The sequence below is a fragment of the Nocardia carnea genome (assembly GCF_029868325.1).
Taxonomy (GTDB): Bacteria; Actinomycetota; Actinomycetes; order Mycobacteriales; family Mycobacteriaceae; genus Nocardia; species Nocardia carnea_C.
Genome location: NZ_JARWNW010000269.1, coordinates 87,701 through 112,233 on the forward strand (window position 1 = coordinate 87,701; position 24,533 = coordinate 112,233).

General features: G+C 67.1%; 26 protein-coding genes. 19 read left to right on the forward strand and 7 right to left on the reverse strand.

Going from position 1 to position 24,533, the window contains the following annotated elements; translation table 11 throughout:
- The first annotated feature begins 355 nt into the window (after nt 1-355).
- Complete coding sequence (locus QH196_RS26030; protein WP_280418467.1) at nt 356-1,057, forward strand: YwaF family protein; 702 nt, start codon at nt 356-358, stop codon at nt 1,055-1,057.
- Here QH196_RS26030 and QH196_RS26035 read toward each other — a convergent pair.
- Complete coding sequence (locus tag QH196_RS26035; protein WP_280418468.1) at nt 1,054-1,464, reverse strand: DUF5997 family protein; 411 nt, start codon at nt 1,462-1,464, stop codon at nt 1,054-1,056. The two genes, QH196_RS26030 and QH196_RS26035, sit on opposite strands and share 4 nt — an antisense overlap.
- 61 nt (nt 1,465-1,525) lie before the next feature.
- Here QH196_RS26035 and QH196_RS26040 point away from each other — a divergent pair, with 61 nt between their 5' ends.
- Together QH196_RS26040 and QH196_RS26045 are read left to right on the forward strand one after the other, a co-directional pair.
- Nucleotides 1,526-2,482 carry a LysR family transcriptional regulator gene (locus QH196_RS26040; protein ID WP_280418469.1) on the forward strand — a complete coding sequence of 319 codons (957 nt, stop codon included), beginning with the start codon at nt 1,526-1,528 and terminating at the stop codon, nt 2,480-2,482.
- Between the two features lie 88 nt (nt 2,483-2,570).
- Complete coding sequence (locus QH196_RS26045; protein ID WP_280418470.1) at nt 2,571-3,560, forward strand: LLM class flavin-dependent oxidoreductase; 990 nt, start codon at nt 2,571-2,573, stop codon at nt 3,558-3,560.
- A gap of 56 nt (nt 3,561-3,616) precedes the next feature.
- On the opposite strand, the gene QH196_RS26050 is transcribed toward QH196_RS26045, so the two are convergent.
- Nucleotides 3,617-4,450 (reverse strand): enoyl-CoA hydratase/isomerase family protein, encoded by an 834-nt coding sequence (locus tag QH196_RS26050; protein WP_280418471.1) that lies wholly within the window; start codon nt 4,448-4,450, stop codon nt 3,617-3,619.
- Complete coding sequence (locus QH196_RS26055; RefSeq protein ID WP_280418472.1) at nt 4,447-4,863, reverse strand: nuclear transport factor 2 family protein; 417 nt, start codon at nt 4,861-4,863, stop codon at nt 4,447-4,449. Before QH196_RS26055 ends, QH196_RS26050 begins: the two co-directional genes overlap by 4 nt.
- 305 nt (nt 4,864-5,168) lie before the next feature.
- Between QH196_RS26055 and QH196_RS26060 the strand changes: the two genes are divergently transcribed.
- From QH196_RS26060 to QH196_RS26120, 13 genes are all read left to right on the forward strand, one after another.
- Nucleotides 5,169-5,462 carry a DUF427 domain-containing protein gene (locus tag QH196_RS26060; protein ID WP_280418473.1) on the forward strand — a complete coding sequence of 98 codons (294 nt, stop codon included), beginning with the start codon at nt 5,169-5,171 and terminating at the stop codon, nt 5,460-5,462.
- A 182-nt stretch (nt 5,463-5,644) separates the two neighbouring features.
- A complete protein-coding gene (locus tag QH196_RS26065) occupies nt 5,645-6,856 on the forward strand; it encodes a CaiB/BaiF CoA transferase family protein (RefSeq protein ID WP_280418474.1) in 1,212 nt (403 codons plus the stop codon).
- Nucleotides 6,853-7,287, forward strand: a complete 435-nt coding sequence (locus QH196_RS26070; RefSeq protein WP_280418475.1) for a Zn-ribbon domain-containing OB-fold protein — start codon at nt 6,853-6,855, stop codon at nt 7,285-7,287. The genes QH196_RS26065 and QH196_RS26070 overlap by 4 nt, the downstream gene beginning before the upstream one ends.
- Complete coding sequence (locus tag QH196_RS26075; RefSeq protein ID WP_280418476.1) at nt 7,284-8,480, forward strand: thiolase family protein; 1,197 nt, start codon at nt 7,284-7,286, stop codon at nt 8,478-8,480. Before QH196_RS26070 ends, QH196_RS26075 begins: the two co-directional genes overlap by 4 nt.
- A gap of 32 nt (nt 8,481-8,512) precedes the next feature.
- Complete coding sequence (locus QH196_RS26080; RefSeq protein ID WP_280418477.1) at nt 8,513-9,982, forward strand: aldehyde dehydrogenase family protein; 1,470 nt, start codon at nt 8,513-8,515, stop codon at nt 9,980-9,982.
- A 26-nt stretch (nt 9,983-10,008) separates the two neighbouring features.
- Nucleotides 10,009-11,217 (forward strand): amidohydrolase family protein, encoded by a 1,209-nt coding sequence (locus QH196_RS26085; protein ID WP_280418478.1) that lies wholly within the window; start codon nt 10,009-10,011, stop codon nt 11,215-11,217.
- 1 nt (nt 11,218) lies between these two features.
- A complete protein-coding gene (locus QH196_RS26090; protein WP_280418479.1) occupies nt 11,219-11,443 on the forward strand; it encodes a ferredoxin in 225 nt (74 codons plus the stop codon).
- Nucleotides 11,444-11,448: 5 nt separating this feature from the next.
- Nucleotides 11,449-12,228 carry an SDR family NAD(P)-dependent oxidoreductase gene (locus QH196_RS26095; RefSeq protein WP_280418480.1) on the forward strand — a complete coding sequence of 260 codons (780 nt, stop codon included), beginning with the start codon at nt 11,449-11,451 and terminating at the stop codon, nt 12,226-12,228.
- A gap of 5 nt (nt 12,229-12,233) precedes the next feature.
- Nucleotides 12,234-13,481, forward strand: coding sequence for a cytochrome P450 (locus tag QH196_RS26100; protein ID WP_280418481.1), 1,248 nt, complete (start codon nt 12,234-12,236; stop codon nt 13,479-13,481).
- A gap of 32 nt (nt 13,482-13,513) precedes the next feature.
- The gene (locus QH196_RS26105) at nt 13,514-13,948 is read left to right on the forward strand and encodes a nitroreductase family deazaflavin-dependent oxidoreductase (RefSeq protein ID WP_280418482.1); all 435 of its coding nucleotides are present in this window, start codon (nt 13,514-13,516) and stop codon (nt 13,946-13,948) included.
- A gap of 13 nt (nt 13,949-13,961) precedes the next feature.
- Nucleotides 13,962-14,660, forward strand: coding sequence for a TetR/AcrR family transcriptional regulator (locus QH196_RS26110; RefSeq protein ID WP_280418483.1), 699 nt, complete (start codon nt 13,962-13,964; stop codon nt 14,658-14,660).
- Between the two features lie 17 nt (nt 14,661-14,677).
- Nucleotides 14,678-15,751, forward strand: coding sequence for a phosphotransferase family protein (locus tag QH196_RS26115; protein ID WP_280418484.1), 1,074 nt, complete (start codon nt 14,678-14,680; stop codon nt 15,749-15,751).
- Nucleotides 15,748-16,785: a phosphotransferase gene (locus QH196_RS26120; RefSeq protein ID WP_280418485.1), complete on the forward strand. Its 1,038-nt coding sequence runs from the start codon at nt 15,748-15,750 to the stop codon at nt 16,783-16,785. The genes QH196_RS26115 and QH196_RS26120 overlap by 4 nt, the downstream gene beginning before the upstream one ends.
- 85 nt (nt 16,786-16,870) lie before the next feature.
- Here QH196_RS26120 and QH196_RS26125 read toward each other — a convergent pair whose 3' ends face one another.
- The 3 genes from QH196_RS26125 to QH196_RS26135 all read right to left on the reverse strand — a co-directional run bounded on the left by QH196_RS26125 (nt 16,871) and on the right by QH196_RS26135 (nt 21,355).
- Nucleotides 16,871-18,418, reverse strand: coding sequence for an AMP-binding protein (locus QH196_RS26125; RefSeq protein WP_280418486.1), 1,548 nt, complete (start codon nt 18,416-18,418; stop codon nt 16,871-16,873).
- A gap of 157 nt (nt 18,419-18,575) precedes the next feature.
- The gene (locus tag QH196_RS26130; RefSeq protein ID WP_280418487.1) at nt 18,576-20,009 is read right to left on the reverse strand and encodes an acyl-CoA reductase; all 1,434 of its coding nucleotides are present in this window, start codon (nt 20,007-20,009) and stop codon (nt 18,576-18,578) included.
- Nucleotides 20,006-21,355, reverse strand: coding sequence for a hypothetical protein (locus QH196_RS26135; protein WP_280418488.1), 1,350 nt, complete (start codon nt 21,353-21,355; stop codon nt 20,006-20,008). The genes QH196_RS26130 and QH196_RS26135 overlap by 4 nt, the downstream gene beginning before the upstream one ends.
- A 106-nt stretch (nt 21,356-21,461) precedes the next feature.
- Here QH196_RS26135 and QH196_RS26140 point away from each other — a divergent pair, with 106 nt between their 5' ends.
- The gene (locus tag QH196_RS26140) at nt 21,462-22,115 is read left to right on the forward strand and encodes a TetR/AcrR family transcriptional regulator (RefSeq protein WP_280418489.1); all 654 of its coding nucleotides are present in this window, start codon (nt 21,462-21,464) and stop codon (nt 22,113-22,115) included.
- Between the two features lie 4 nt (nt 22,116-22,119).
- Here the strand turns inward: QH196_RS26140 and QH196_RS26145 are convergent, their stop codons facing one another.
- The gene (locus tag QH196_RS26145; protein ID WP_280418490.1) at nt 22,120-23,067 is read right to left on the reverse strand and encodes an SDR family NAD(P)-dependent oxidoreductase; all 948 of its coding nucleotides are present in this window, start codon (nt 23,065-23,067) and stop codon (nt 22,120-22,122) included.
- A 118-nt stretch (nt 23,068-23,185) separates the two neighbouring features.
- Between QH196_RS26145 and QH196_RS26150 the strand changes: the two genes are divergently transcribed.
- On the forward strand, nt 23,186-23,812 hold the full coding sequence (locus QH196_RS26150; RefSeq protein WP_280418491.1) for a TetR/AcrR family transcriptional regulator: 627 nt from the start codon (nt 23,186-23,188) through the stop codon (nt 23,810-23,812).
- Nucleotides 23,813-23,936: 124 nt separating this feature from the next.
- Entirely contained in the window at nt 23,937-24,518 is a 582-nt protein-coding gene (locus tag QH196_RS26155; protein ID WP_280418492.1) for a hypothetical protein, read from the forward strand.
- Nucleotides 24,519-24,533: the final 15 nt, after the last annotated feature.

The following is a 24,533-nucleotide window of genomic DNA, read 5'->3' on the forward strand; positions in this document are numbered from 1 at the left end:
CTACGTGCCGAGCCGGCAGTTGCCTGGCCGAGGGAAGATCCGGACGTGACGCGGCCGGACGTTTCCGGCGATGACACCGCAGAGATTCATCCCCTCCCCTCCTGTCGCTGCAGCTCGGTTGACGACACGAGCTCATCGGTGCGCGGACGAGACTCGCCGAGCGCCAGTTTTCCAGACCCGTACCGGGTGCGCGTCAGCGGGACAACATTGCGCCCGTTGGCGTTTCGCGAACCACCGCGCGAACCTTCTTGCCGGACAACGTAAACGCGGGCAGGTCCAATGCCCGCCGTGGCGGGATGGTACCCGCCGGTACAGTCCCCGCGACTGACGTTGCCCGACAGTAGAGTGACCAGGCGTGCAGCCATCGACGGCGAGGGAGTTCTCCGCATACGGACTGTCGCACTGGATCGTGCTCATCGTGTTCGCGGCGGGGGCGGTGGCGGTCGTAGTCATCGGGCGGAGGCAGCGCAATACCGCGGCCGAACGCCGTTTCAGCCGGGCGTTCGGTGCGGTGACCTTGGTTCTGTATGTGGCGATCTACCTGGCCCTGATGTTTCCCCCGGCCGTCGACCGCTCGGTCCCGCTGCGACTGACCGATCTCGCGACCCTCGCCGCCGGCTACGCGTTGTGGTCACATCGACGCTGGGCGTATGCGCTGACCTACTACTGGTGCCTGACGCTGAGTACGCAGGCACTCTTGTCACCGGCGCTGGAGAGCCCCGATTTCCCCGATTACGAATTCCTGGCGTTCTGGGCGATCCACCTGCTCGTCGTCTGGGCCGCGATCTACCTCACCTGGGGTGTGGGTATCCACCCGGATTGGCGCAGCTATCGGTTCGCGGTGGCGGCCACGGTGGCGTGGGTCGCGGTGACCTTCGTGTTCAATTCCCTCGCCGGCACCAATTACGGTTTCGTCAACCGGAAACCGGCGACCCCGTCGCTACTCGACGTACTCGGACCATGGCCCTGGTACCTGGGCACCGTTGCTGTCCTGCTGCTCATCGTCTGGGCGCTGATGACCTGGCCCTGGGTTCGTGGGCGGCGCGCGGCGCGCTAACGCCCCTTCGCCGGCCGGTTGGTCGCTGCGCGGCGTTCGGCTTCCTTGGCCTGGACTCGTTCCTCCTCGGCGCGTACGGCGGCAAAGCTTTCGCGTTCGCGGATCAGCCAGTCCGGCGGATCCGCGAGGAAAGCGGCGATCTCGTCGGCGGTGAGCGCGTCGGACACTCCCGCACGGGTCAGGCCGCTGTTGGAGATACCGAGCTTGCGGGCCACGACGTCACGCGGGAACGGACCGGTGCGGCGCAGATCGGTGAGCCACTGCGGCGGGTTCGTCCGGAGCTCGTCCAGCTCGGCCCGCGAGATCGGGCCGCTGCGGAACTCTTCGGGAGCCGCCGGAAGATAGATGCCGAGCTTGTTCGCCGCGGTCAGCGGCTTCATCATCTGCGGTTTCTTGTCCAGGCTCACCGCCACAGCGTATCGGGCCGCCGGGCCGGGCCGGACTCCGCGGTGCCATACGCTTGCCGGTATGAGCCGGTTCTCCTCGATCGATGTGCAGCGTCTGCGCTGGTTCGCCGCAGTCGCGGAGGAACTGCACTTCGCACGCGCCGCGAAGGCATTGCATATCTCCCGCCAGAAGCTCAGCCACACCGTTATCGACCTGGAGACCGAGCTCGGTACGAAACTGTTCGTCCCCGGCGCGCAGCCGACCCGGCTGACCGACGCGGGACAGGAGTTGCTCCGGGAGGCGCGCGACATCATTGCGGCTGCCGGCAACGAGGCAGGCGACGCGGCGGCCGAGCCGCCGGCCACGCTGCGGGTCGGGTTCGTGCCCGGCGTCACCGTCACCAAATGGGAGCGGATCTGGGGCCGGCGGTTCCCGGATACCCCGCTCGAGCTGGTAGCTGTTGCCCAGGCCGACCAGGAACCGGCGCTACGCGAGGGCCGCGTCGATATGTGCTTCGTCCGCCTGCCGATCGACCGCGCGGGGATGAGCGTGATCCCGCTCTACCGCGAGCTGCCCGTCGTCGTGGCCCCCAAGGAGCACGAGATTTCACTGTTCGAGGAGGTCACCATGGCCGATCTCGCGGACGAGCGCCTACAGGACACCGCCGATATCGACGCGGTCAAAGCCGCCCTCGAACTCGTCGCCGCCGGGGTCGGCGTCGCCATCGTGCCCCATTCGATCGCCCGCCTGCACCACCGCCGCGACCTCATCTACCGCACGGTGACCGATACCGGCGATACCGAAATCGCCCTGGCCTGGCTCGCGGACCGGACCACCGATGCGGTCGAGGAGTTCGTCGGCGTGGTGCGCGGCCGCTCGGAACACAGCTCCCGGTCCCCGGCCGGAAAACGCACCGAACCGGAACAGCGGAAACCGCATCCCACGGGGAAGGGACCGCGCCCGGCGAAGAACTCGGCCCCTTCCAAGAAGCCGGCATCCTCCGGGAAGAAACCCGCCCGGGCGCGGCGCAGACGCTGAGCCCCCGTCCGGAGCGCGGAATACAACCCCGAGGTCTGATGGTTGACATGGCAACATTCATCGTCGTCAACGTGAGGAAGCCGCGACAGTGTCCGTGCCACTGAGCATTCTCGATCTGGTCTCCATCCCCCAAGGCTCAACGGCCCGCGACGGTATCGCCGCTTCGATGGACGCCGCTCGGACAGCGGACCGGCTCGGCTACCGCAGGCTCTGGTTCGCCGAACATCACAACACCGCCAACCTCGCCGCCAGCGCCACCTCGCTGCTGATCGGGCAGGCCGCCTCGGTGACCGAACGGATCCGTGTGGGCTCCGGCGGTGTGATGTTCCCCAACCATGCGCCGCTCATGGTTGCCGAGCAGTACGGCACCCTCGCGAATATGTACGGCGACCGGATCGATCTGGGCCTGGGCCGCGCCCCGGGCACGGATATGATGACCGCTCGCGCCCTGAGCCGGTCCTCCGCCGAACCGCAGGCTTTCGCCGAGAACATCTTCGACCTGCAGGGCTGGTTCAGCGCAGACGGAACCGCCCGGAGTGCCCCGATCGTTTCGGCTGTCTCCGCGGGCACCGAGGTCCCCATCTGGGTCCTGGGTTCCACCGTCAACGGCGCCTCCATCGCCGGTCAGCTCGGTTTACCCTTCGCGCTCGCCTCGCACTTCGCGCCCGATCAGCTGGATGAGGCCATCCAGGTCTACCGGGACGCATTCACCGATTCCGCGCCCACCGCACAGATCGCCGAGCCGTACCTGATGGCGGGTATCAACGTCATGGTGGCACCGACGGACGCGGAGGCCGAACGAGAGTTCACCACGCTCGAACAGATGTTCCTCGATATCCGCAGCGGCCGGCGCCGCAAGCTCCAGCCACCCGTCGACCCGGACCAGCTCGCCGCCCAGGGCGGTCGTGATCACGCGATGCTGCGGATCAAGGCGGTCGGCGCGCCGCAGACCGTCGTGCGGGAACTGGCGGAATTCGTCGAGCGCACCGGCGTCGACGAACTGATCACCGTCACCTACGCCTACGACCCCGCAGTGCGGCAGCGTTCCCTGGAGCTGCTTGCCGGCCACTGGTTCTGACCGCGTGTCCGCATCGGTGCCCCGGTCTCCAGCGCAGGGGTCCGGGATCCACGTGACTAGAGACGTCCGTCGATTCGCAATCCTGGGTGCACCCAGTTCGGGGATCGGCGTTCCTTGAAGGCGCGGAAGCCCTCGACCGATTCGGCTGCGCCCAGACTCGCTTGCATTCCGATGCGGTCGTAGAGGCCGAGGTAGTTGTCCAGACTGGATTTGATCACCGTGCGGGCGCCCGGTGCGGTGCGGCAACACTGCGCGAGCACCTCGCGGGCGGCGGCGGGCAGGTCGTCGTGCGGGACGACGCGGGCGACCATGCCCCAGTCCAGTGCCTCCTGCGCCGACAGGGTGCGGCCGGTGAACATCAGGTCGCGGGTCCGGACCGGGCCGATGAGCCGGGCCAGCATATGGCTGTAGTACGTGTCGGCGATCCCGCGATAGAGCTCGGGGACCCGGAAAGTAGCCCGGTCGCTGACGACGGCCATATCGGCGCACAAGGCGATCTGGAGGCCGCCGCCCTGGCACAGCCCGTTGACAGCGGCCACCACGGGTTTGGCCGACTGGCGCAGCGTGTCGAAGGGCAGGGCGTCCATGCCCGATGCGCGGCCGAATGTCATCCAGTTGTCGTCACCGCCGCCACCCATATCGCCGCCGGGCGCGAAGACATCACCGGTGCCGGTGATCAGCAGCCCCGCCAGGTCGGGATCGGATCCCACGTGGGTGACCGCGTACTTGATGCCGAAGTACATCGCCGGTGTCATGGCGTTGCGTGCCTCGGGCCGGTCGAGGGTGCAGACCCCGAACGGGCCCTCGCGATCGAAACGCAGGAACTTCGTGCCCAGCCAGTCGCCTTCGGGAGGTTTCGGATGCTGTGTCGTGTCAGCGGTTTCGGTCATTGTTGTCCTTCGGGGCGGCCGGTGAACCAGACGTTCTCCTCGCGCAGCCCCCGACTGCGCCAACCGTCGGCGGTACGCACCAGTTCGTGGTGGTAGTAACCGCCACAGGCACTGACGCCGGTCGATCCCGGGAGTTGCATCGGGTTGTAGAACATGGCGCGTACGGTCGCGGTTTCGGGTCCGCGCGCGAGCACCTCGATATTGGTGATGTAGTGCATGCTCCAGGGCAGCGCACCGAAATTCGCAGCGAACCAGTCGACGACCTCGTCGCGGCCTCCCACCACGGCCCCGGCCGACGAATAGTCGATGTGGGCGTCGGCGGTGAACACCGAGCGGTACAGCTCCCAGTCCTTGGTATCGACGGCGCGGGCGTACCGGTAGAGCAGCGCAGCGATCTGGGTTTCGTCGCTCATCCGGGCATTCCGATCTCCAATAGGAAGAAGCTCATTCTCCAACCTATGTGATCACACAGGTCATCCCAGTGGTTTCGCAAATTTCTCCGCGGCTGTTCGATCAGGTCCGCAGCCGTCGCGACCGACCGGTACCCATAGCGGCTGCGGAGACCGTTCCGGGACCGGCCGATGCTCACAACCCCTCGGCCGATGCCCACAACCCTCGATAGAGCATCGAGGGCGCCCAGCACCAGATATGGAGAGTAGGGTCGAATGCCCACTTCGTGGTCGATCGTTCCGAACCCGATACGAGGAGGCCCGCCATCGTGATACGCGCAGTATGGAATGGCGTGGTACTCGCCGAAACTCCGCGCACGGTACGGGTGGAAGGCAACCACTACTTTCCGCCCGAATCACTGCACCGCCAGTACTTCGGCGACAGCCGGACAACGTCGCTGTGCCCCTGGAAGGGGAAGGCACGCTACTACACCGTGACCGTCGGCGACGCGGTCAACCCGGACGCCGCCTGGTACTACCCGCATCCGAGCCCGCTCGCGCGGCGGATCAAGGACCATATCGCCTTCCGGCACGGGGTCGAGGTGGTCGGCGGGCCCGAGTAGCAGAGCGACGCGGCAGGCAGTGCAGGAGGCAAGAAATACCCGCACCGGAGGGCTTTCGCCGTAAGCATTACCGGCACAACCGCCTTGGAACGTCATTTCTCACGTTACGCATCATTTCCGTCCGCAAACGAGAATGGCATTCTACGATTGAGTAGATTGCGGTTCTACATGCGGAGGCAGCGATGGACAACGACGCGTTCAGCGGGATCCGTGTGGTGGAGCTCGCGCAGTGGGTCTTCGTCCCGGTGGCCGGCGCACTGCTGGCGGACTGGGGAGCGGACGTCATCCGGGTCGAACGCCCCGACGGCGACCCCTACCGCAACCTCGCCACCCAGGGCATCGGTTCGGACAGCGGCGGGGTGAACCTGTCGGTGGCTCTGGCCAATCGAGGAAAACGCTCGGTTTCGCTGGATCTGCACACCGACCGGGGCCGGGAGCTGCTCGACGAACTACTCGCGACGGCCGATGTGTTCCTCACGAACTTCCGGCCCTCCGCGCTACGCCGCCTGGGGCTGGACGCCGGACAACTCACGGAAAGGTTCCCGCGTCTCGTCTACGCCCGCGGCCACGGGTACGGCGTGCGCGGCCCCGAGGCGGATAAACCGGGCTACGACTCCTCGGCGTTCTGGGCGCAGGGCGGTCCCGCCTACGTTCTGACCCCGCACGACCACGAGTATCCGATCAGCCAGCGCGGTGCGATGGGCGACCGCAACGGTGCGATGGCATTGGGGTTCGCGATGGCTGCCGCGCTGTTGCGACGGAACCGCACCGGCCGCGGGTCGGTGGTCGATGTTTCACTACTGGCGACCGCGATGTGGATGCTGTCCTCCGATCTACTCGCCGCGTTGGCGGGCAACTCCCCCGCTGTGGTGACCGGGCGCGGAGCTTCGCCCAATCCCCTGGTCGGCGCCTATCGCACCAAGGACGGCCGCCATATCCAGCTCGTCTTTCTCCAGGCCGACCGGTATTGGGCGCAGTTCTGCGATCTCGTGCAGCGGGCCGATCTGCGGGATGATCCGCGCTTCGCCGATATGGCGGCGCGGGCGGCGCATCGCGCGGAATGTGTGGCCGAACTCGATGCGGAATTCGCGCGCCGAACCTTCGCGGAGTGGAAGCAGTTGCTGTCCCGGCTGGACGCGCCGTGGGCGCCGGTGCAGTCGGTCGGCGAGCTCCTCGACGACCCCCAGGTGCTGGCCAACGACTACCTCGGGGTCGTCGAGACCGAAGCCGGTCCGGCGTACCGGCTCCCGACCGGGCCGGTGCAATTCGACGAACGGCCACCGGTGCTGCGGCGGGCCCCGGAACACGGTGAACACACCGAGGATCTGCTGCTCGAGCTGGGGTATTCGTGGAGCGATATCGCCGAACTCCAGGATGCCGGGGTGGTCCCGTGACAACGCCCGCCCGTCCGCTCCCCGTTCCCGATTCCCGCTCGGCGCCGTACTGGGCCGCGACGGCGCGGCATGAGCTCGCGATCGCCCGCTGCGCCCGGTGCGACCGCTTCGAGATACCACCCGGCGCGATCTGCTCGCACTGCGGCACAACCGATCCCGCGTTCCGCTTCGAACCTGTCAGCGGGCTGGGCCTCGTGCGATCCTGGACGGTGGTCCACCGGGCGTCGCTGGCCGGTTTCGCCGGCGATGTGCCCTATCTGCTGGTCGATGTCGAACTGGCCGAACAGCCCGGGCTGCGGATGATCGGCCGGCTCCTCGACGGTCCCGATACCTCCCTGCGCGAGGGAATTCCGGTGCGGGTGGCGTTCGAGGACGTCGCGCCGGGAACAGCAGTGCCGGCCTTCGCCCTGGCCCCCGGGGGATCGTCATGACCACCCGGTTCCACGGGCAAGTCGCTGTCGCCGGATACGCCCACAGCAACATCCGGCGGCGCAGCGAGCGTCCGCTGGGCGCCCTCACCGTCGAGGTGGCGCGGGCGGCCGTCGCGGACGCCGGGTTGCGGCCGGAGCAGATCGACGGATTCGTCACCTCGGCGCTGTTCCCGACTGCCGGCGGTCATCGTGTCACCGACGGAGTGAGTACGGTCTCGGCCGATTGGCTGGCGGCACGCATGGGTGGTTCGCCCCGGTATATCGCCGGCTTCAGCGGTATCGGCCAGATGCCCGGTGCGATAGCGCTCGCCGCGAACGCGATCATCGCCGGTGCCGCCGACTACGTTGTCGTCCACCGTGCCCTGCACAACCCGGCCGGTGGTTATCACGACAATCCGATGACAGCGGCCGAGGGCGCACAGCAGTGGACCGCGCCGCAGGGTTTCGGCGGCCCGCTGCCGATGATCGCCTTCCCTTATCGGGAGTACCTCAACCGGTACCGGGCCGATCCCGCCACGCTGGCCGCCGTCGTGGTCGAGGCGCGGAAGAACGGCGCGCGGATCCCGTGGTCGCACTGGTACGGGAAACCGCTCACCACCGGCGAATACCTGGCGGCGCCGATGGTCAGTGACCCGGTCCGCCGCTTCGACTGCGATCTACCGGTGGACGGGGCCGCCGCCTTCGTCCTCACCTCCGCCGAACGGGCCCGCGACCTCCCCCATCGCCCCGTGTACGTGGCCGGTTATGCGCAGAGCCCGCCACCTCCGCACCGCGTGGCGCTGCACTGGCCGCTCGACGACATCATGGCGGGCGGCGAGGTCGTAGCCCGGCGTCTGCGGGAGGCGACCGGTTTACTCCCCGCCCAGGTGGACCTTCCGCAGCTCTACGACGGATTCTCGCCGTTCGTCTATTTCTGGCTCGAAGCGCTGAGGTTCTGTCCGCGCGGGGAGGCGCACGGTTTCGTCGGCGACGGCGGTATCGACAGTGATGTCCCCGGTCGTCTACCGGCGCTGTCGGGTGGCGGAGCGCTGGGTAACGGCCGGATGCACGGTATACCGCAGATGCTCGAGTGCTATCTGCAATTGGCCGGTCGCGCCGGTGACCGCACACGTGCCGGTGTGACCACTGCCCTGGCCTGTCAGTCCTCGCCCCATTACGGCGGCGTCGTCGCCTATACCACCGAACCCGGCTGAATCGCCACGCCGCGGCAACAGGAGGCCGAACCATGGAAAATATTCTCCCGGACCACCGCTCGTATATCGGCGGCGATCTGGTGACCGGCGGCGAAACCTTCGCCGTCGACAACCCTGCCGACGAATCCCGCGTCGCCGAGATCCCGGCCACTCCCCTGCCCGAGATCGACCGCGCGATACGCGAGGCGCGGCGCGCCTTCGACAGTGGCGTGTGGGCCGATGCGCCGGCCGAGGACCGGGCCGCGGTGCTGCGTGCGCTGCTGTCGTATCTCGAGACGATGCGGGAACCGCTGGTGGCGACCATGGTCGCGGAGGCGGGTCAGCCGCGGATGTTCGCCGAACGCTCCCAGTTTCTTTCGGGGCTGTCCATGGCCCGCGGCATGATCGACCTCTACCTGTCCCTCTCGCATGAGGAACCCAATCCGGTACCGGTCGGCGACCTGATCCGCGGGCGGGTCGCGCTCAGCCTTCGCAGACATGAGCCGGTGGGTGTCGTCGCGGCCATCACCCCGTACAACGCGGCGTTCATCATGGCGCTGCAGAAGCTCGTTCCCGCGCTCATGGCGGGTAATTCGGTGATTCTGCGGCCGAGTCCGCTCACCCCGATCTCGTCGCTGGTCTTCGGTGCCGCCGCCGAGGCCGCCGGACTCCCCCGCGGCGTGCTCAGCGTCGTCGTCGAATCCGGTTCCGCCGGTGCGGAACTGCTCACCACCCATCCCGCGGTGGATATGGTGTCGTTCACCGGGTCGACCGCGGTCGGCCGCAGCATCATGGCGCAGGCGGCGCCCACGCTCAAACGGGTCGCGCTCGAACTCGGCGGTAAATCGGCCCAGATCTATCTCGGCGATGCCCTGGGCAAGGTCGCGACCGGTGCCGCCGCCGTGATCGCGGGTACCGCCGGGCAGGCCTGCGTCGCCGCGACCCGCATGCTGGTGCCGCGGGAACACAAGGACGAGGTGCTCGAGCTGGTCTCGCGGACCTATGCCGGGCTGGTCGTCGGCGCCCCGGCCGATCCGTCGACGACGATCGGCCCGCTGATCAGTGCCGCGCAACGCGAACGCTGCGAACGGATCGTCGACCGCGCCGTCGACAAGGGCGCGACCGTGGTGCGGGGCGGCGGCCGGCCCACCGGTTTCCCGCGCGGATACTACTTCGAGCCGACCGTGCTCGACGTCCCCGACAACGGCAACCCGGCCGCTCAGGAAGAGATCTTCGGCCCGATCCTGTCTGTGCTGGGTTACCGGGATATCGACGACGCCGTGCGAATCGCCAACGACTCCCCGTACGGACTGTCCGGTCAGGTGTACGGGGCCGATCCGGCCGCGGCCACGGCTGTCGCGCGCCGGTTGCGCACCGGCGCAGTCAATGTCAACACCGCGCTGTTCAGCGCCTACGCCCCCAGCGGGGGTTACAAGCAGAGCGGCCTCGGCCGCGAACGTGGCCCGGACGGTATCCGGGCCTTCCAGGAAGTCAAACACCTCGTCATCGGCGACCTCCGCTGAATGCCCACCGACCCGAAGGAGTCATGATGTCCACCGATCTCGCACTCGACTGGTTGATCTCGGTCGACGACCATATCCTCGAACCGCCGAACCTGTGGGTGGACCGCGTCCCGCGCGCCGACCGGGATCGCGCACCGCATATGGAATTCGACGACAACGGCGTGGATTGCTGGGTCTACGACGGTAAGCGCTTCCCGAGTTCCGGGCTGAGTGCGGTGGCGGGTAAGGAGAAGGAGGAATTCAGCCCGAAACCGCTGTCGTACAGCGAGATGCGCCCCGGCTGCTACGATCCGGCCGCGCGGATCGAGGATATGAACCGGGCAGGCATCCTCGCCTCACTTTGTTTCCCGACGATCACCCGCTTCTGCGGTCAGCTTTTCATGGAGGCCGGCGACCGCGAATTCGGCCTGGTCTGCCTGAAGGCCTACAACGACTGGGTGATCGAGGACTGGTGCGGCGCGGCACCGGGCCGCTATATCCCGCTGGTGCTCATCCCGCTGTGGGATCCGCAGCTGGCGGTGCAGGAGCTGGAACGTTGCGCCGCGAAGGGCGCGACCACCTTCGCATTCTCGGAGAACCCCGCACCGCTGGGGCTGCCCACGATCCACGATCCCAGCGGCTATTGGGACCCGGTGATGGCGGCGGCCAACGATCTGGACCTGGTGGTCTCCATGCACGTCGGTTCGTCCTCGACGGTTCCGCAGATCTCGCAGGATGCGCCGTTCCTGGCCAATCTGTCCTGGGGTGCGACCCGGACCTCCGGCGCCATGCTCTCCTGGTTGTTCAGCGGGATGTTCCAGCGCTTCCCCAATCTGAAGATCGCCTTGTCCGAGGGTGAGATCGGGTGGATGCCGTACTTCCTGGAACGCGCCGAGCAGGTCCTGGACAAACAGCGGCACTGGGTGAAACGGGGAATGAACTGGGGTGATCACGCCGGGAGCAGCGGCGTCGACCTGGACACCCTCGATATCCGCCAGACGTTCCGCGACCATATCTTCGGCTGTTTCATCGAGGACGCGCACGGTATCGCGAGCATCGCCGAAATCGGCGAGAACAACATCATGTGCGAAACCGACTATCCGCATTCCGATTCCACCTGGCCGAACTGCATCGACGCCGTGAAAAAGCAGATCGGCCATCTCCCGGAAACGACGCAGTACAAGATCCTGCGCGGCAATGCCGAGCGCCTGTACCGGTTCACTCCGGCCGAACCGCCGGTCCGGGCAGCGAGTTGAGATGCCCGGCTGGAGTGTCCATGTCGACCGGACACGCTGCCTCGGCTGCGGAGTCTGCGCGGCCTACGCACCGGGCAGTTTCACCCAGGACGACGAGGGGCTGGCGGTTCTGCGCGACCCGCCGGCAGATCCGGTGGAACAGATCCGCACGGCCGTGGACAGCTGCCCGACCGGTGCGCTGAGCCTGGCGATCACCGATATCGCCGCTATCGAACGAGAAGGGTGAGCCACGTGCTGCTCGAAGGAAAAACCGCGGTGGTGACCGGCGCCGGGTCCGGCGTCGGTGCCACCTCGGCCCAGCGATTCGCCGAGGAAGGTGCCTCGGTGGTGTGCGCCGATATCCAGTTCGACCGGGCGAAGGAAACGGTGCGCCGGATCGAGGCCGCGGGCGGGGTGGCCGTCGCGGCCGAGACCGATATCACGCGGGAGCGCGATGTCGCCGCGATGATCGCCACCGCTGCCGACCGGTTCGGTCACGTCGATATCGTTTTCAACAATGTCGGCATCCCGACACCGCGCCTGGGCGCCGCGCTCGAGGACCACACCTTTCAGGATTTCCAGCGCCTGGTCTCGGTGAATATCGGCGGAGTGTTCCTCGGCTGCACCTATGCCGTGCTGCAGTTCAAACGGCAGGGCGGTGGCGGGGTCATCCTCAATACGGGGTCGGTCGCGGGCCTGGTCGCCTGGGGTGGCGCGGTCTACGCCGCCACCAAAGGTGCCGTGCATCAGCTCACCAAGGCAGTGGCGATCGAGGGTGCACCCTTCGGGATCCGCGCCAACGCGCTCTGCCCGGCCGGGATGCCCTACACCGGTTTCATGGCGGCCGGCGGGCTCTCCGACAGCGCGGAAATGACCGCGAAAATGGCCGAACGTACTGCCGCCAACCATCCGCTCGGGCGCCCGATCACAGCGCAGGATTGCGCGGAGGCCGCCGTATTCCTGGTATCCGATCGCGCCGCGAATATCACCGGAGTCCTGTTTCCGGTCGACGGCGGATACGTGGCGAGGTGAATCGAATGAATCCTGCACCGACCTTGGATCGCGACCGCGTACGCGAATTGTTCGATCTGCGCGGCGCCTACCTGGCACAGACAGGCGGCGGGTACCGGGACGATCCCTATCCGATATGGCATCGGCTGCGCGCCGAGGCCGAGGTGCATCCGGGCACCGTGCACGAGCTGACCGGCTACCCGGGCCCGGCGGTGTTCAGCGGTCTACCGCAGCCCGGCCGCCCGCATTTCTCGGCATTCGGTTTCGCCGCCTGCGATACCGCCTACCGCAACCCCGACGTGTTCGCCTCCGCGCCGGAACCGGTGGACCCGAACACGGGCAAACTCGACGCCCTCAACAGCATGATCTCGATGAACGGGGCACAGCACCGGCGCTACCGGGCGCTCGTGCAGCCGTCCTTCGTTCCCGCAAAGGCCGAATGGTGGATACGCAATTGGATCGAGCAGACCGTGCACCAGCTGATCGACGGTTTCGCCGCCGACGGCCGGGCCGAACTGAACGTCGATTTCTGTGCGGCCATCCCGGTGCTGACGATCACCGGTAGCTTCGGCGTACCGGTCGAGCAGGCACTGGAGTTCCGGGCGGCGCTCGGCCGGCCCGACGCCGTGGTGGAGCTGATCCGGCCGATCGTCGCACAGCGCCGGAAGGCACCGCGCGACGATCTCATCAGCGTGCTGGTCGAGGCCGAACTGACCGGTGCGGACGGCAGCACACAGCGGCTCACCGACGCGGAGATCCACTCCTTCGTCGTCCTGCTGCTGGCCGCGGGATCCGGCACCACCTGGAAACAGATGGGGATCACGCTGACGGCGCTGCTGCAGCGGCCGGATGTGCTCGCGGCGGTCGCGGCCGATCGTTCCCTGCTGCGGCCGGCCATCGACGAGGCCCTGCGCTGGACTCCGACCGATCCGATGTTCTCCCGTTACGTCACGCGGGACACCGAATTGCAGGGTGTGGCGCTCCCCGCGGGATCGGTCCTGCATCTGTGCATCGGGGCGGCGAACCGGGACCCCGCCCGCTGGGACAACCCGGACGAATACGACATCACCCGGCGGTTGCGGCCCTCCTTCGCCTTCGGCGGCGGGGCCCATGCCTGCCTGGGTATGCATGTCGCGAAGGCCGAGATGCTGACCGGGATCGGCGCGCTGCTCGATCGGCTGCCGAATCTGCGGGCCGACCCGGATGCCGAGCCCACCCGCGTCATCGGAATGTACGAGCGTGGGCCGACCGAGATACCCGTGGTTTTCGGCTGAACCGATCGGCCCCGGACAAGAGGAGAAAGTCGATGAACGAACCCGGTTACCGGCCACCCGATCTCGGCCTGGTCGGCGCCACGCATGTGGCCCGCTACCAGGAGACCGACGGCGAAATCGGTTATGAATGGAACGGTACCGAGATCCTGCTGCTCACGACCACCGGCCGGAAAACCGGGCAGCCACGTACCTCGGCGCTGATCTACGGCCGCGACGGTGCGGATTACCTGGTCGTGGCGTCGGCGGGCGGGGCCGCGAAACATCCGGCGTGGTATCTGAATCTGCGCGCGAATCCCGAAGCCGAAGTCCAGATCAAGGCGGAGCGGGTCCGGGTGACGGCGCGAACCGCCACCGCGGCGGAGCGGCCGCGCCTGTGGGGGCTCGCCACGGAATACTGGCCGAACTACGACGTCTATCAGACCCGTACCAGCCGCGTTATCCCGCTCGTCGTGCTCAGTCCGTCGTGATAGGACTTCATGCGTGTCCACACCCAAGAGGCCCGCCCGACCCGACGCCGATGCCCCGATCACCTCGCCGCCCGGCTGGGCCGACCGGGCCGCGGATCAATCGCAATCGGTCCGGCGATCACGGGCTCGTACCATCGAGCAGGCGCAGGCGATCGTCGCGGCCGCGCAGCGATTGATCGAGGTCAAGGGGTCCGGATTCACGACCCAGGAATTGTCGAAGGAAGCGGGGATCGCCCTGCAGACCTTCTACCGGCATTTCCCCAGCAAGGACCATCTCCTGCTCGCCGTTCTCGAGGATGTGATCGCCGATCGGATGGTAGAAATGGCGGCGGCCGCGCGTGAACTACCGGATCCGGTGGCGCGCTTACGTTTCTATATCCTCGCGGCGTTGCGCTCGCTCCGTACGGACGAGGGCGGCACCGCACGACAATTCGTCACGTCCGAGCACTGGCGGCTTTATCAGATATTTCCGGAGGAAATGGCGCAGGTCAACCGCCCTTTCGCCGGATTACTCGAAAAAGAGTTACGGGCGGCGGCCGAAGCGGGACTGTTGCGCCCGAACGACCCGGCCGCCGACGCCTGGCTGGCGGTGAATCTGGTGATGTCGGTTTACCACCATTTCGCGTATGCACCGCGGGAAAATATCGAAGCCGTCACCGAAAAATTGTGGTCATTCTGTTCGACTGCCTTCGGGGGTCGTCCACCTGAATAAGTAACGGGGCACAAGCAATGAAGCACGCGCCTGTATTTCCCAAAGGTCGTGATCTGGATACCACGGCCACGATCCTGTATTCGTGGCTGGCGGCACGGGACGAGATCACCGCCGTCGAGATCGACGATCCGGCCTACCCGCAGGGGGCCGGAGTATCCAACGAGACCGTCTTCGTCCGCGTGCATTCCGCGCGCGGTACCGAGCAGCTGGTGCTGCGGGTTGCGCCGGCGGCCGAACATCAGATGTTTCTCGATCCGCGGTTCCGTATCCAGCACCAGATCCTTGTCGCGCTGCGGCAGCACAGTGCGGTACGGGTGCCGGAACCGTTGTGGCTGGAAGAGGATCCCTCGGTGCTCGGCCGGCCGTTCTACCTGATGCGCCGGGTCACGGGTTCGGTGCCGGTGAGTATGCCGGTGTACAACATGTCCGGGTTCCTCGCGGACGCCACTCCCACCCAGCGGCGGACGCTGTGGGAGGACGCGATGAGCCAGCTGGCCGCCATCCATCGTGTCCCCGCCGATACGGTCGATTTCGTCGACCGGCCGGAATACGGCAGCTCGGGCGACCAGCAACAACTCGCCTATTGGAGTGCCCACGCCCACTGGACGCTCGAGGACACTGTTCCCGACACCATCCGCACACTGCTGCAGTGGCTCACCGACAATCGACCGGCGGATTCCGCACCGGGGTTGTCGTGGGGTGACGCCCGCATCGGAAACATCGTGTTCGGCAGCGACTTCCGGGTTTCCGCGGTCATGGACTGGGAGCAGGCGTCGATGGCCGGCCCGCTCGCCGATCTCGCGTGGTGGCTGGTGTTCGACGAAGCCCACAGCACGGGGCTGGGCATCCCCCGCCTCGACGGCCTCGGGACCAGGGCCGAAACGATCGACCTGTGGCAGGACCTCACCGGGCTCCGAGCCCGTAACCTGCTCTGGCACGAAGTGTTCGCCTGCCTGAAGGCGGGCCTGCTCAGCCTCCGTACCCGCCGGGTCCTGCGACTGCCGCTGATCGATACCGGCACCCGCCGATACTCCTTCGTGCGGCGCGCCTGCGAACTGGTGGGGCTGCCCGAGCCGCAGGAGGGATTGTGAAGACGCCCGCCGATCCCGCACCGTTCGACGAGACGGTCGTGCTGTCACCCGAATGGCTCGCCGCGGTGCTGGAACCCGGCGACCCCGCCGTGGTGCCGGCCGCGACCGAAGTGGTCGAGCGGATCGAAACGGTGGCCACCAAACTACGTTTCCGGGTCACCTACACGCATCCGGCCGAGCCCCCTATAGCACTGTGCGCCAAAGGGTATTTCAATCCGCTGTGGCGCCGCGGATCGCGGGCAGAAGCGGATTTCTACCGGGATTTCGCCCACGAGCTTGCGGTGCGCACCCCGCCGTGCGTGCACGCCGCAGTGGACGAGGACACCGGGCATGCGCTGGTCCTCATGCAGGACATGGTGGTCGCGGGCGCCCGTTTTCTCGATCCGCTGGTGGGGTACGGTCCCGATCAGGCCGCCGGAACCCTCGATCAGCTCGCCGCCCTGCACGCGGCGACGTGGAACGGCAAACGCCCGGACGCGAACGGTCTGTTCCCGCCGCGCCTGGCCTCACTGGCCGGGCATATGACCGTCGGCAAGCTGCAACCGCTCCTGGACGACGGCCGGGCGGCCGGCATCGCGCAGGACGTGCGGCGCGCGGACCGGCTGCTGGCGGCCATGGCCGCGATGGATACCCTCGGCGCCGCTTCCGCGCGCTGCCTGGTCCACGGTGATCTGCACGCCGGCAATATCTACGAAATGCCCGATGGCAGCCCGGGTCTCATCGACTGGCAGGTGGTGCAGCGCGGCCACTGGGCCCAGGATGTCGCCTACCATCTGGCGACCGTCCTGGACCCGGACGAACTCGCCCGCACCGAGCGCGACCTGCTCGAGCACTACCTTCACCGGCTGGCCGCCCACGGTGTCGAACCGCCGGATCGGGACCAGGCCTGGTGGATGTACCGGGCACATCTGCCGTACGGGTTCTATCTGTGGTCGATGACCCGCGCGGTCGACCGGCCGGTCATCGAGCATCTCACCGGACGACTCGGCACGGCGGTCGCCCGGCACGACAGCCTCGAGCTCCTCGAGGTCTGAACACCGCAGCGAGTTCTGCGAGTTCCGTGGAGCGGAGTACGTACTCTGCTCCACGGAACTCCGTCTATTCGGCAGGCATTCGGACTCAGCACGCGGCCAGGTTCTGCCGGATCTTGTATTTCTGCACTTTGCCGCTGGGGCTGCGCGGAAAATCGTCGACCACATGAACTTCCTGCGGCCATTTCTGTTTCGCCAGCCCGGCCTCGGCGAAGTACGCACACAGCTCTTCGAGCGACGGTGGTGTCGTGCCGGGGTGCAGCCGCAGGACGGCCGCGACGTGTTCGCCCAGTCGCGCGTCCGGCGCAGCGACCGCCACCGCTTCGGTCACGCCGGGCACCGTCAGCAATACTTCTTCGACCTCGAGCGCGCTGATGTTCTCCCCGCCGCGGATGATCAGGTCCGCGGTGCGGTCGGTGATGGTGAGATAGCCGTCGGCATCGAGAGTGCCGATATCGCCGGTGTGGTACCAGCCGTCGTCGTCGAACACCGTGGCGGTCAGGGCGTCGTCGAGGTATCCCAGGCACAGATCCGGCCCGCGGCTGAGGATCTCACCGTCCTCGGTCAACCGGATCTCGACGCCGGGTTGGGCAGCACCGTCGGTGTAGAGCCGTTTGGATTGCGGCGCGCTCCAATGCGACGACGTCATGGAAGGGTGTTCGGTGCTGCCGTAGGACCGGTAGACGGTCAGGCCCAGGCCGGTCAGCCGCTCGGCCACCGGCGCGGCGACGGGTGCGCCGCCCATACCGAGATACTTCAGCCGCGCCAGATGGTCGCGGGTGCAGTCCGGGTGGTCGATGAGGCTGGTGACGTAGTACGGGACGCCACCGCCCAGGCTGACGCCGTAGGTGGTCATCAGGTTCAGGACGCGGCCGGGATTCCAGACATCGGTGACGTCTATGGAGACGCCTTCCAGGACGGGGACGAGCAGGGCCGAAAGCATGCCGATGAAATGGCCGATGGGGGCGGCATTGATCAACGGTCCCAGATCGTCGGGGAAGCGTTGCGCCATCATCCGGGTTTCGCAGCCGAGCGTGCGATGACTGTGGACGACCCCCTTGGGCACCTGTGTCGTACCCGAGGTGAAGGCGATCACCGCCGGCCCGGCCGGGTCCACCTGCGTCACACCGGAAAAGGGCTCGCGGGCGAGCAATGCGTCGAAGCGGTGGCGGGGATCGCCGCCGCCGACGATCCCCACGATCGGCACCGCCGCGTAGACCGCGGGGTCGTACACCAGGTTTCCGAATCGTTCGGCGCCGAAGAATGCCTTGGGCCGCACCGTATCCACGATATGGCCGACTTCGCGCGAACCGTAGGTGTGCACGATCGGCACCACGACCGTCCCCAGCAGCGATGCCGCCCAGAACGCGGCCGCGGCCTCCATCCAGTTGGGTAGCTGCAGCGCGACGACGTCCCCGGGTTCGATTCCACGCTCCTGCAGTCCTGTCGCCAGACGGCGCGCTACCAGTTCGACCTCCCGGAAGGTTCCCGAGTAGGGCCGGATATCCGAATGGACGCGGAAGGTGGTGTCCGGGGCAGCCGAGAGACCGCGGGCCAGCAGATCGCCGAGACTGTCCCGGGTCCACCACCCGTGCTCTTCGTACCGTGTGGCCAGCTCGGGGGGAATTGTGCGCATGGTGAACTCCAACCACCCGGCACGCTTACGCCGATGTCATACGGCGGCGTTGCCGGAAAACGGGGGCGACGGAAGCCGGGCGGACCCGGCCGCGAGTGAGAAATGTGACTCTACTTAATAGTAGAATCACATTCTCATCCATGGGGCGGATTCCGTGCTATTCGGGGCCCGGGATCGTGGCTGCCCCATCTTCGTGAACCATCCAGTGCACGAAGCGATGCAGTGGGTACATGGCATCGTGCGGATTGCCGATCGTGCTCGGACCGGCCTCCCCCAGATGAACGATGCGCTGCACACCACCGGCCGCGAGTCGATCACGGAAATCCGGCATCCGGTCGAAGGGATAGAACCCGACGGTCTGCGTTGCCACACCGACATGGCGGATCGCCTCGTCGAGCGAGGGCACCGGGACCACATTGACGGTTTTGCCGATCGGATGGAAATCGACCGGTTCGCCGGACCGGATCACCACACCCGTACCGTCCGTGACGCCCCATATCCGGAACTCGTCGTCGAGCAGGGCGAGAGTCCGGATCTGCTCTTTCAGCTCCGGATCCAGCGGCCGGTTGTCACCGGATGCGGTGGCGCGCTCGGCGATCCGCCGGTACAGCCGGTCACAGAACCGATCCGCGTTCTCCTCGTCCGCCTCCAGGAACACGAACCGGCTCGCGACGCAGGCATCCTGGTTCAGCACCATGACGTCCTCGGCGGCGAGCCCGGCGGCACGCTCGAGCGTTTCCTCGGTATCGAAGGCCTGCCGGCCGACCATCGAAATCGACGTTTTCGGGTCGAACGACACCAGCTGCAAACCCGGGCCGAGATATTTGACGACATTGTCGATGGCGTCGCCGCCACCCCATGCGACGATCTTGTCGAAATACTGCGGGCGGAAAAGCACACGTTCGACGGCCGCGTCCCCACCCCGCCAGTAGACGGCCGACATCGACCGCACCACCGGATGCTCCGGATCGATATCGGCCATGGCGCGCAGGATGGCCACTGTGGTGAACGGATCGCTGGACGACATCTTGAACAGGTTGATGCCTTTGACCAGCGCCCCCTGGGCGATGGATTTCACCGCCACCCCGGGCGAATTGCCGGGGAGCACATGGATCAGCCGGGGCGCGAAGGCCCGGACGAAACTCTTGCGGCCGAGGAAATCCTGTTTGGGGATCCATCCGTCGAGCGCTTTCGGATCGGGAAAGTTCTGCTCGACGACCGCATGCAGCACCCGCTTGTCCAGATAGCCGGCCGCACCGGCCACCTGCGCTTCGAGTACGGCACGGGGCAAGGTGTGGGTCGACGACATCCGGTCGATACAGTCGCGGACGAAGGGACTGTGCGGGTCGCGGATCCGCCGCCCGGCCTCGACCAGGAAGTCGACGATATCGTCCAGTGGTACGTCGAGCAGCGGGGGGACCTCGCTGCGCAGCGGTACGGCCCGGTCGAGGTCGATCTCGGGCGTTGTGAAGGATACGCCGAGGTCACGCGATCGGTGCAGGGCGGCCGCGCCTTCGACGACCTCGCCGCGAAAGAAGAACGGGGCGGACAGCGCCGCACCGGCGGTCTGCTGCGATTCGACGGCGGTCATACGAGTCCCCGTACGTAGGCGTCGGTGGTTCCGGCGCAGCCGATCTTGTCGTCGCCGGCGATATCGGCGTAGCGGACGATGGAATCGGCGATCGAGGCCCCCGCGTTTCCGCAGGCGCACGGCCGGAAATCGACGACGATCCGGTCGCCGGTGATGATTCCGCCCCAGCGTCCGTCGAGCGAGAGGTCGAAGAAGGCGGCACGCCCCTCCACTTCGCCCGCGCCGTGCGACAACAGGGTGTCACCCGCATCGTCGAGTACGAAGGGCACGATCCAGGGCGGCACGTGGTAGCGGTTGCCGCCGCGGCACTTCGGCATGCCCGAATTCAGCTCCTGCATGGAATAGTTCTGGAACTCCCGGCCCGGCGGGATATTGAACGTCTGGTACACGAATTCCCGGTAGTCGGACGGTAATTGCGCCCGTTTGAGACCACCGCCGACATAGATGCAGTTGCCGGGATGGAAATCGGCGGCCGCGAACCCGCGCTTCCGGACCAGCGCGGCGACCTGGTACAGGGTGTTCCACAAGCCGGAGATGTAGAGCTTTTCGGAGCGGTGTTCGATCATCGCGTCCGCGCCGGCGATCAGTGCCCGGTCGAGTTCTTCCTGGCGTTGCGCCGATATCCGCTCGTAGGCGGCCAGTTCCTCCGGTAGCGCGGTGCCGTCGGTGATCTTCCGGCGTAACCGCACCTGGCCGGTCATCGCCTCGACAGTGAGCGGCGCTATCGGTAGACGGAAGCGCTGCTTGCCCGGATCACCGTATGCCTCTTGTTGTGCTTCACCGATGATGACGTTCTTGGGTACCAGCGCGGTCATCCCGAGCCCCATCATGCGCCGGTCCCGGGCCGGCTGCACCCCGGAGCCCCAGGCGAACAGGTTCACGGTATCCCGTCGCGACCAGGCCATATCGACCTCGGATGCGAGCAGCATGGCGGGTTTACCCGTTGTCCCGCTCGAACAGGACACATAGTGCCCCGCATCGCGCAGCCGCTCGATCCACAGATCGATGCCGGCGATATCGCCCGTTTCGACCGGGCCGATCGGATGGGAGGAGAGTGTGCCCAGCCATTTGCCGAGCCTGTCCCATCGGTGCTCGGTCAAGAACTTCTCCGGGTAGCTCTTGTAGACCGAATGCGGAAACAACAGCGCGACCGCATCCTCGAACCGGCCGACCTCGGTGATACCTGCCTCGCCCGCACGGTGATTCAGTAATCCGATGCGCTCGCGCCGCTGCTGGAACCGCTCGTTCAGTGCCGCGATCTGGACGTCGCGCAATTCGGCGGCGGAGTGATCGAACCGGTTCGGATCATCGGCAAGCTCTGTCAGTCGTCCTATGGCCGTAGTCATGGGCCACCCCTTCGAGAAATCCCCCCGCGATTAATGGCACCTGCCAGGTGTCATTAATGTAGCACCCCGGTCGACACCCGGGGCCGAATAGGATGAACTGACCTCCGTGGAAACGACGAGCGACGAGCGCAATCGACCCCGGACAGCCGGGCGCCCGACACAGGAACAAGCCCGTGCGCGACAGCTCGAGCTCCTGGACGCGGCACTGGAGCTGTTCCTCGAACACGGCTACGAACAGACCACTCTCGAGATGATCGCCGCCCGGGTCCGGATGGCCAAACGCACCGTTTATGCCCGCTATACCGATAAGGCTTCCCTGTTCCTCGCCGCCGTCCGCCGCGCGATCGAAGCGCAGGCCGTGCCGCGAGAAGCCCTGGAAAACCTGGACAACGGCGATCTGGCCGAGACGCTGGCGGCGGTCGCGCGACTCCGGATCGATCAGGCCATGACCACCAACGGCCGGCGGCTGCACCGGATCCTCGCCCTGGAAAACCTGCGTTTCCCCGAACTGTTCACCCTCAGCAACACAGTGAGCACAGGCCCGGTCGTCGCCTTCGTCGCCGAGGTACTCGACCGCGCGGCCGCCGCCGGCCACATCACCACCACCGATACCGATCTCGCGGCACGCGCATTCATGAGCATGGTCGTCGGCACACAGGTACGCAGTATCGAGGCCGGCCGCGTCCCGAGCGCCGAACAACTCGACCAACGCGTGCTTTTCATGGTGCGCCTGCTACTGGACGGCCTTCATCCGCGCTGAACCGCTATCGGCACAGCCGTTCGGACAGCTCCCACAACTCCGCGGCCCGATCGGGGTTCACCGCATAGTCCGCGACAGCCGGCTCGGCCGCACAGTTCGCAAAGTACACACCGTCGAGGCCGAGTGGCTCCGGACGTACCGCCGCCCACACCTGGGTCGCCGCACCTTCCTGCGGCGTGAGCACGCCCGAATCGAGGCCGGACCGGCGGGGCGGTCCCGACCGCTCGACCGGGATCGCGGCAACATCGGCCCGGGTCAGATGCCGGGCGAGCCGGGTCGCGACCCGGCCGGGATGCACCGCGCAGACCCGGATTCCGTCCGCGCGCAGCCGCCGGTCGAGTTCGACGGCGTGCAGGATATTGGCGGTTTTGGACGCACCGTAGGCCCGGAACTTGTCGTAGTCCCGTTTGTCCCAGTGCGGATCGGCCAGGTCGACGTCGGCGATCCGGTACCCCTCCGAGGCGAGGATGACAATCCTGGCACCCTCGGCCGCACGCAGCCGGTCGAGGAGCAAGCGGGTCAGTTCGAAGTGGCCGAGATGGTTCGTGCCGAGCTGCAATTCGAACCCGTCGGCGGTGCGGTCGAACGGCGTGAACATCACGCCGGCGTTGTTCATGAGCACATCGACGACCGGGGCGAGTTCGGCGATACGTGCCGCGGCGACCCGAATCCCGTCCAGCGACGCCAGATCCAGGACGACGGTGGACAACCGCGCCGACGGGGTCTCCCGGCGGATTTCGGCGGCAGCCTCCTCGGCAGCGCCGGCACGCCGCGCGGTGAGCACGATATGGGCACCGGCGCGGGCGAGGACACGTGCGGACTCCAGGCCGAGACCGGAGGATGCCCCGGTGATCACACAGGTGCGGCCGGTCAGGTCCGATCCGGAAACGATTTGCTCGGCGGTGGGCCGCGAACCGGACCCCGCGCTACCGATCGTGGGCGGAATCGTCATCGGCACTCCGATCCAGGTGGGGCAGGGATACATTCCGCATCGGCACAGCCGAACGGCCGCCCGAAATAAATATACCGAGGCGGATATTATCACCTCCGGGGGAGGCTAAGCTGCCCGAATGGTGGAGACGAGACGCGGCCGCCCCACACAGGCCGAGGCCAAGAAGCTGAACCAGGCAGTCCGCGAGGCCGCGGTCGCCACATTCCTCGAATCCGGCTACGACGGAGCGACGATGGAAGCCATCGCCCGGAAGGCCGGAATCACGAAACGTTCACTGTACGCGCGCTATCCGGATAAGCGCGCGGCCTTCGCCGATGTCATTCCGTGGGCGCTGTCGAAATACGAATCCCCCGAGGACGGTCCCGCCGTCGACGACAAGGACCTCGAAACCGCGCTGCTCGAGATCGGCCGGGTGGCGCTCGACCGCGCCCGCGACCCCGAGAATGTCCGGCTGATGCGGATCGCGATGAACGAGTCGGCCCGGTTTCCGGAATTCGCGATCAGTACTGATTCGATGATGTGGTCCGGGCGGCAACGGGCGGTCGTGCGGGTACTGCGGCGCGGCACCGCCGAGGGCGCGGTCGATGTCGAGGATATCGAGCTGGCCGCCGAACAGTTCCTCGCGATGGTGGAGCTGGTTCCCGGCCGAATGGCCGATTTCGGTCTCTTCCGGTCGGCGCAACAAGAGGAACGCCATCTCCGGCACGCCGTCCGGTTGTTCCTCCGCGGGGCGACGCCCCGCTGAGGCGTCGCCCGAAAACGGTCACTCTCCCGCCGCCCGGGCCCTATAGTAAAAGTATACGGAACCGGGTATTTTCTGAGCCGCCATCCCCGCCCGGGATCCGGTCGTTCCACACGAGGGAGAACCCATGACTTCGCCCGCCCCGACGCTCCCACCGACCCCGGACAACGTGGCACCGGTCGCCGCCCTCGCCTACCTGCACGGCCGGGCACACGGGGGTCTACGTCCGCGGCTGGCCGTGCTCGGGATCAGCATGGACGATGCGGTGAGCGCCGCGGGCGGCCGGATCTTCGATCTTTCGATGGCCGGCTGGGAGGTCACGGTGATCGCCGGCGACCTCGGCAATCCGCGGCCGGCCCGGATCCTGGGCGCCGACGCACTCGATCTGGGCACCGTACTCGCCCGTCGGCACCGCGGGCTACGACCGCACGCATTGGTCGTTTCGGAGGCATTGCTGGCGGCCGAGGACACACTGCGCGGGCGAGTTCAGGAGTGCCTCGACCGAGGCAGGGTCGAGGTCTCGACCTGGGGGCGGCAGTACACAGCGGACACCGGCGACCGAACCGAATCCACCACACACCGGCTCAGCCACGCCGCCCGCGTCTTCAAACAACAGGCCCTGCGCGTTGTCCGCGGCGATATCGCCGGCGTCGCGCCCACCGAACGTTTCCGCAACCGCACCATATCCAGTGCGCAGGCCCGCTTCTGATGGCCGATAGACCGA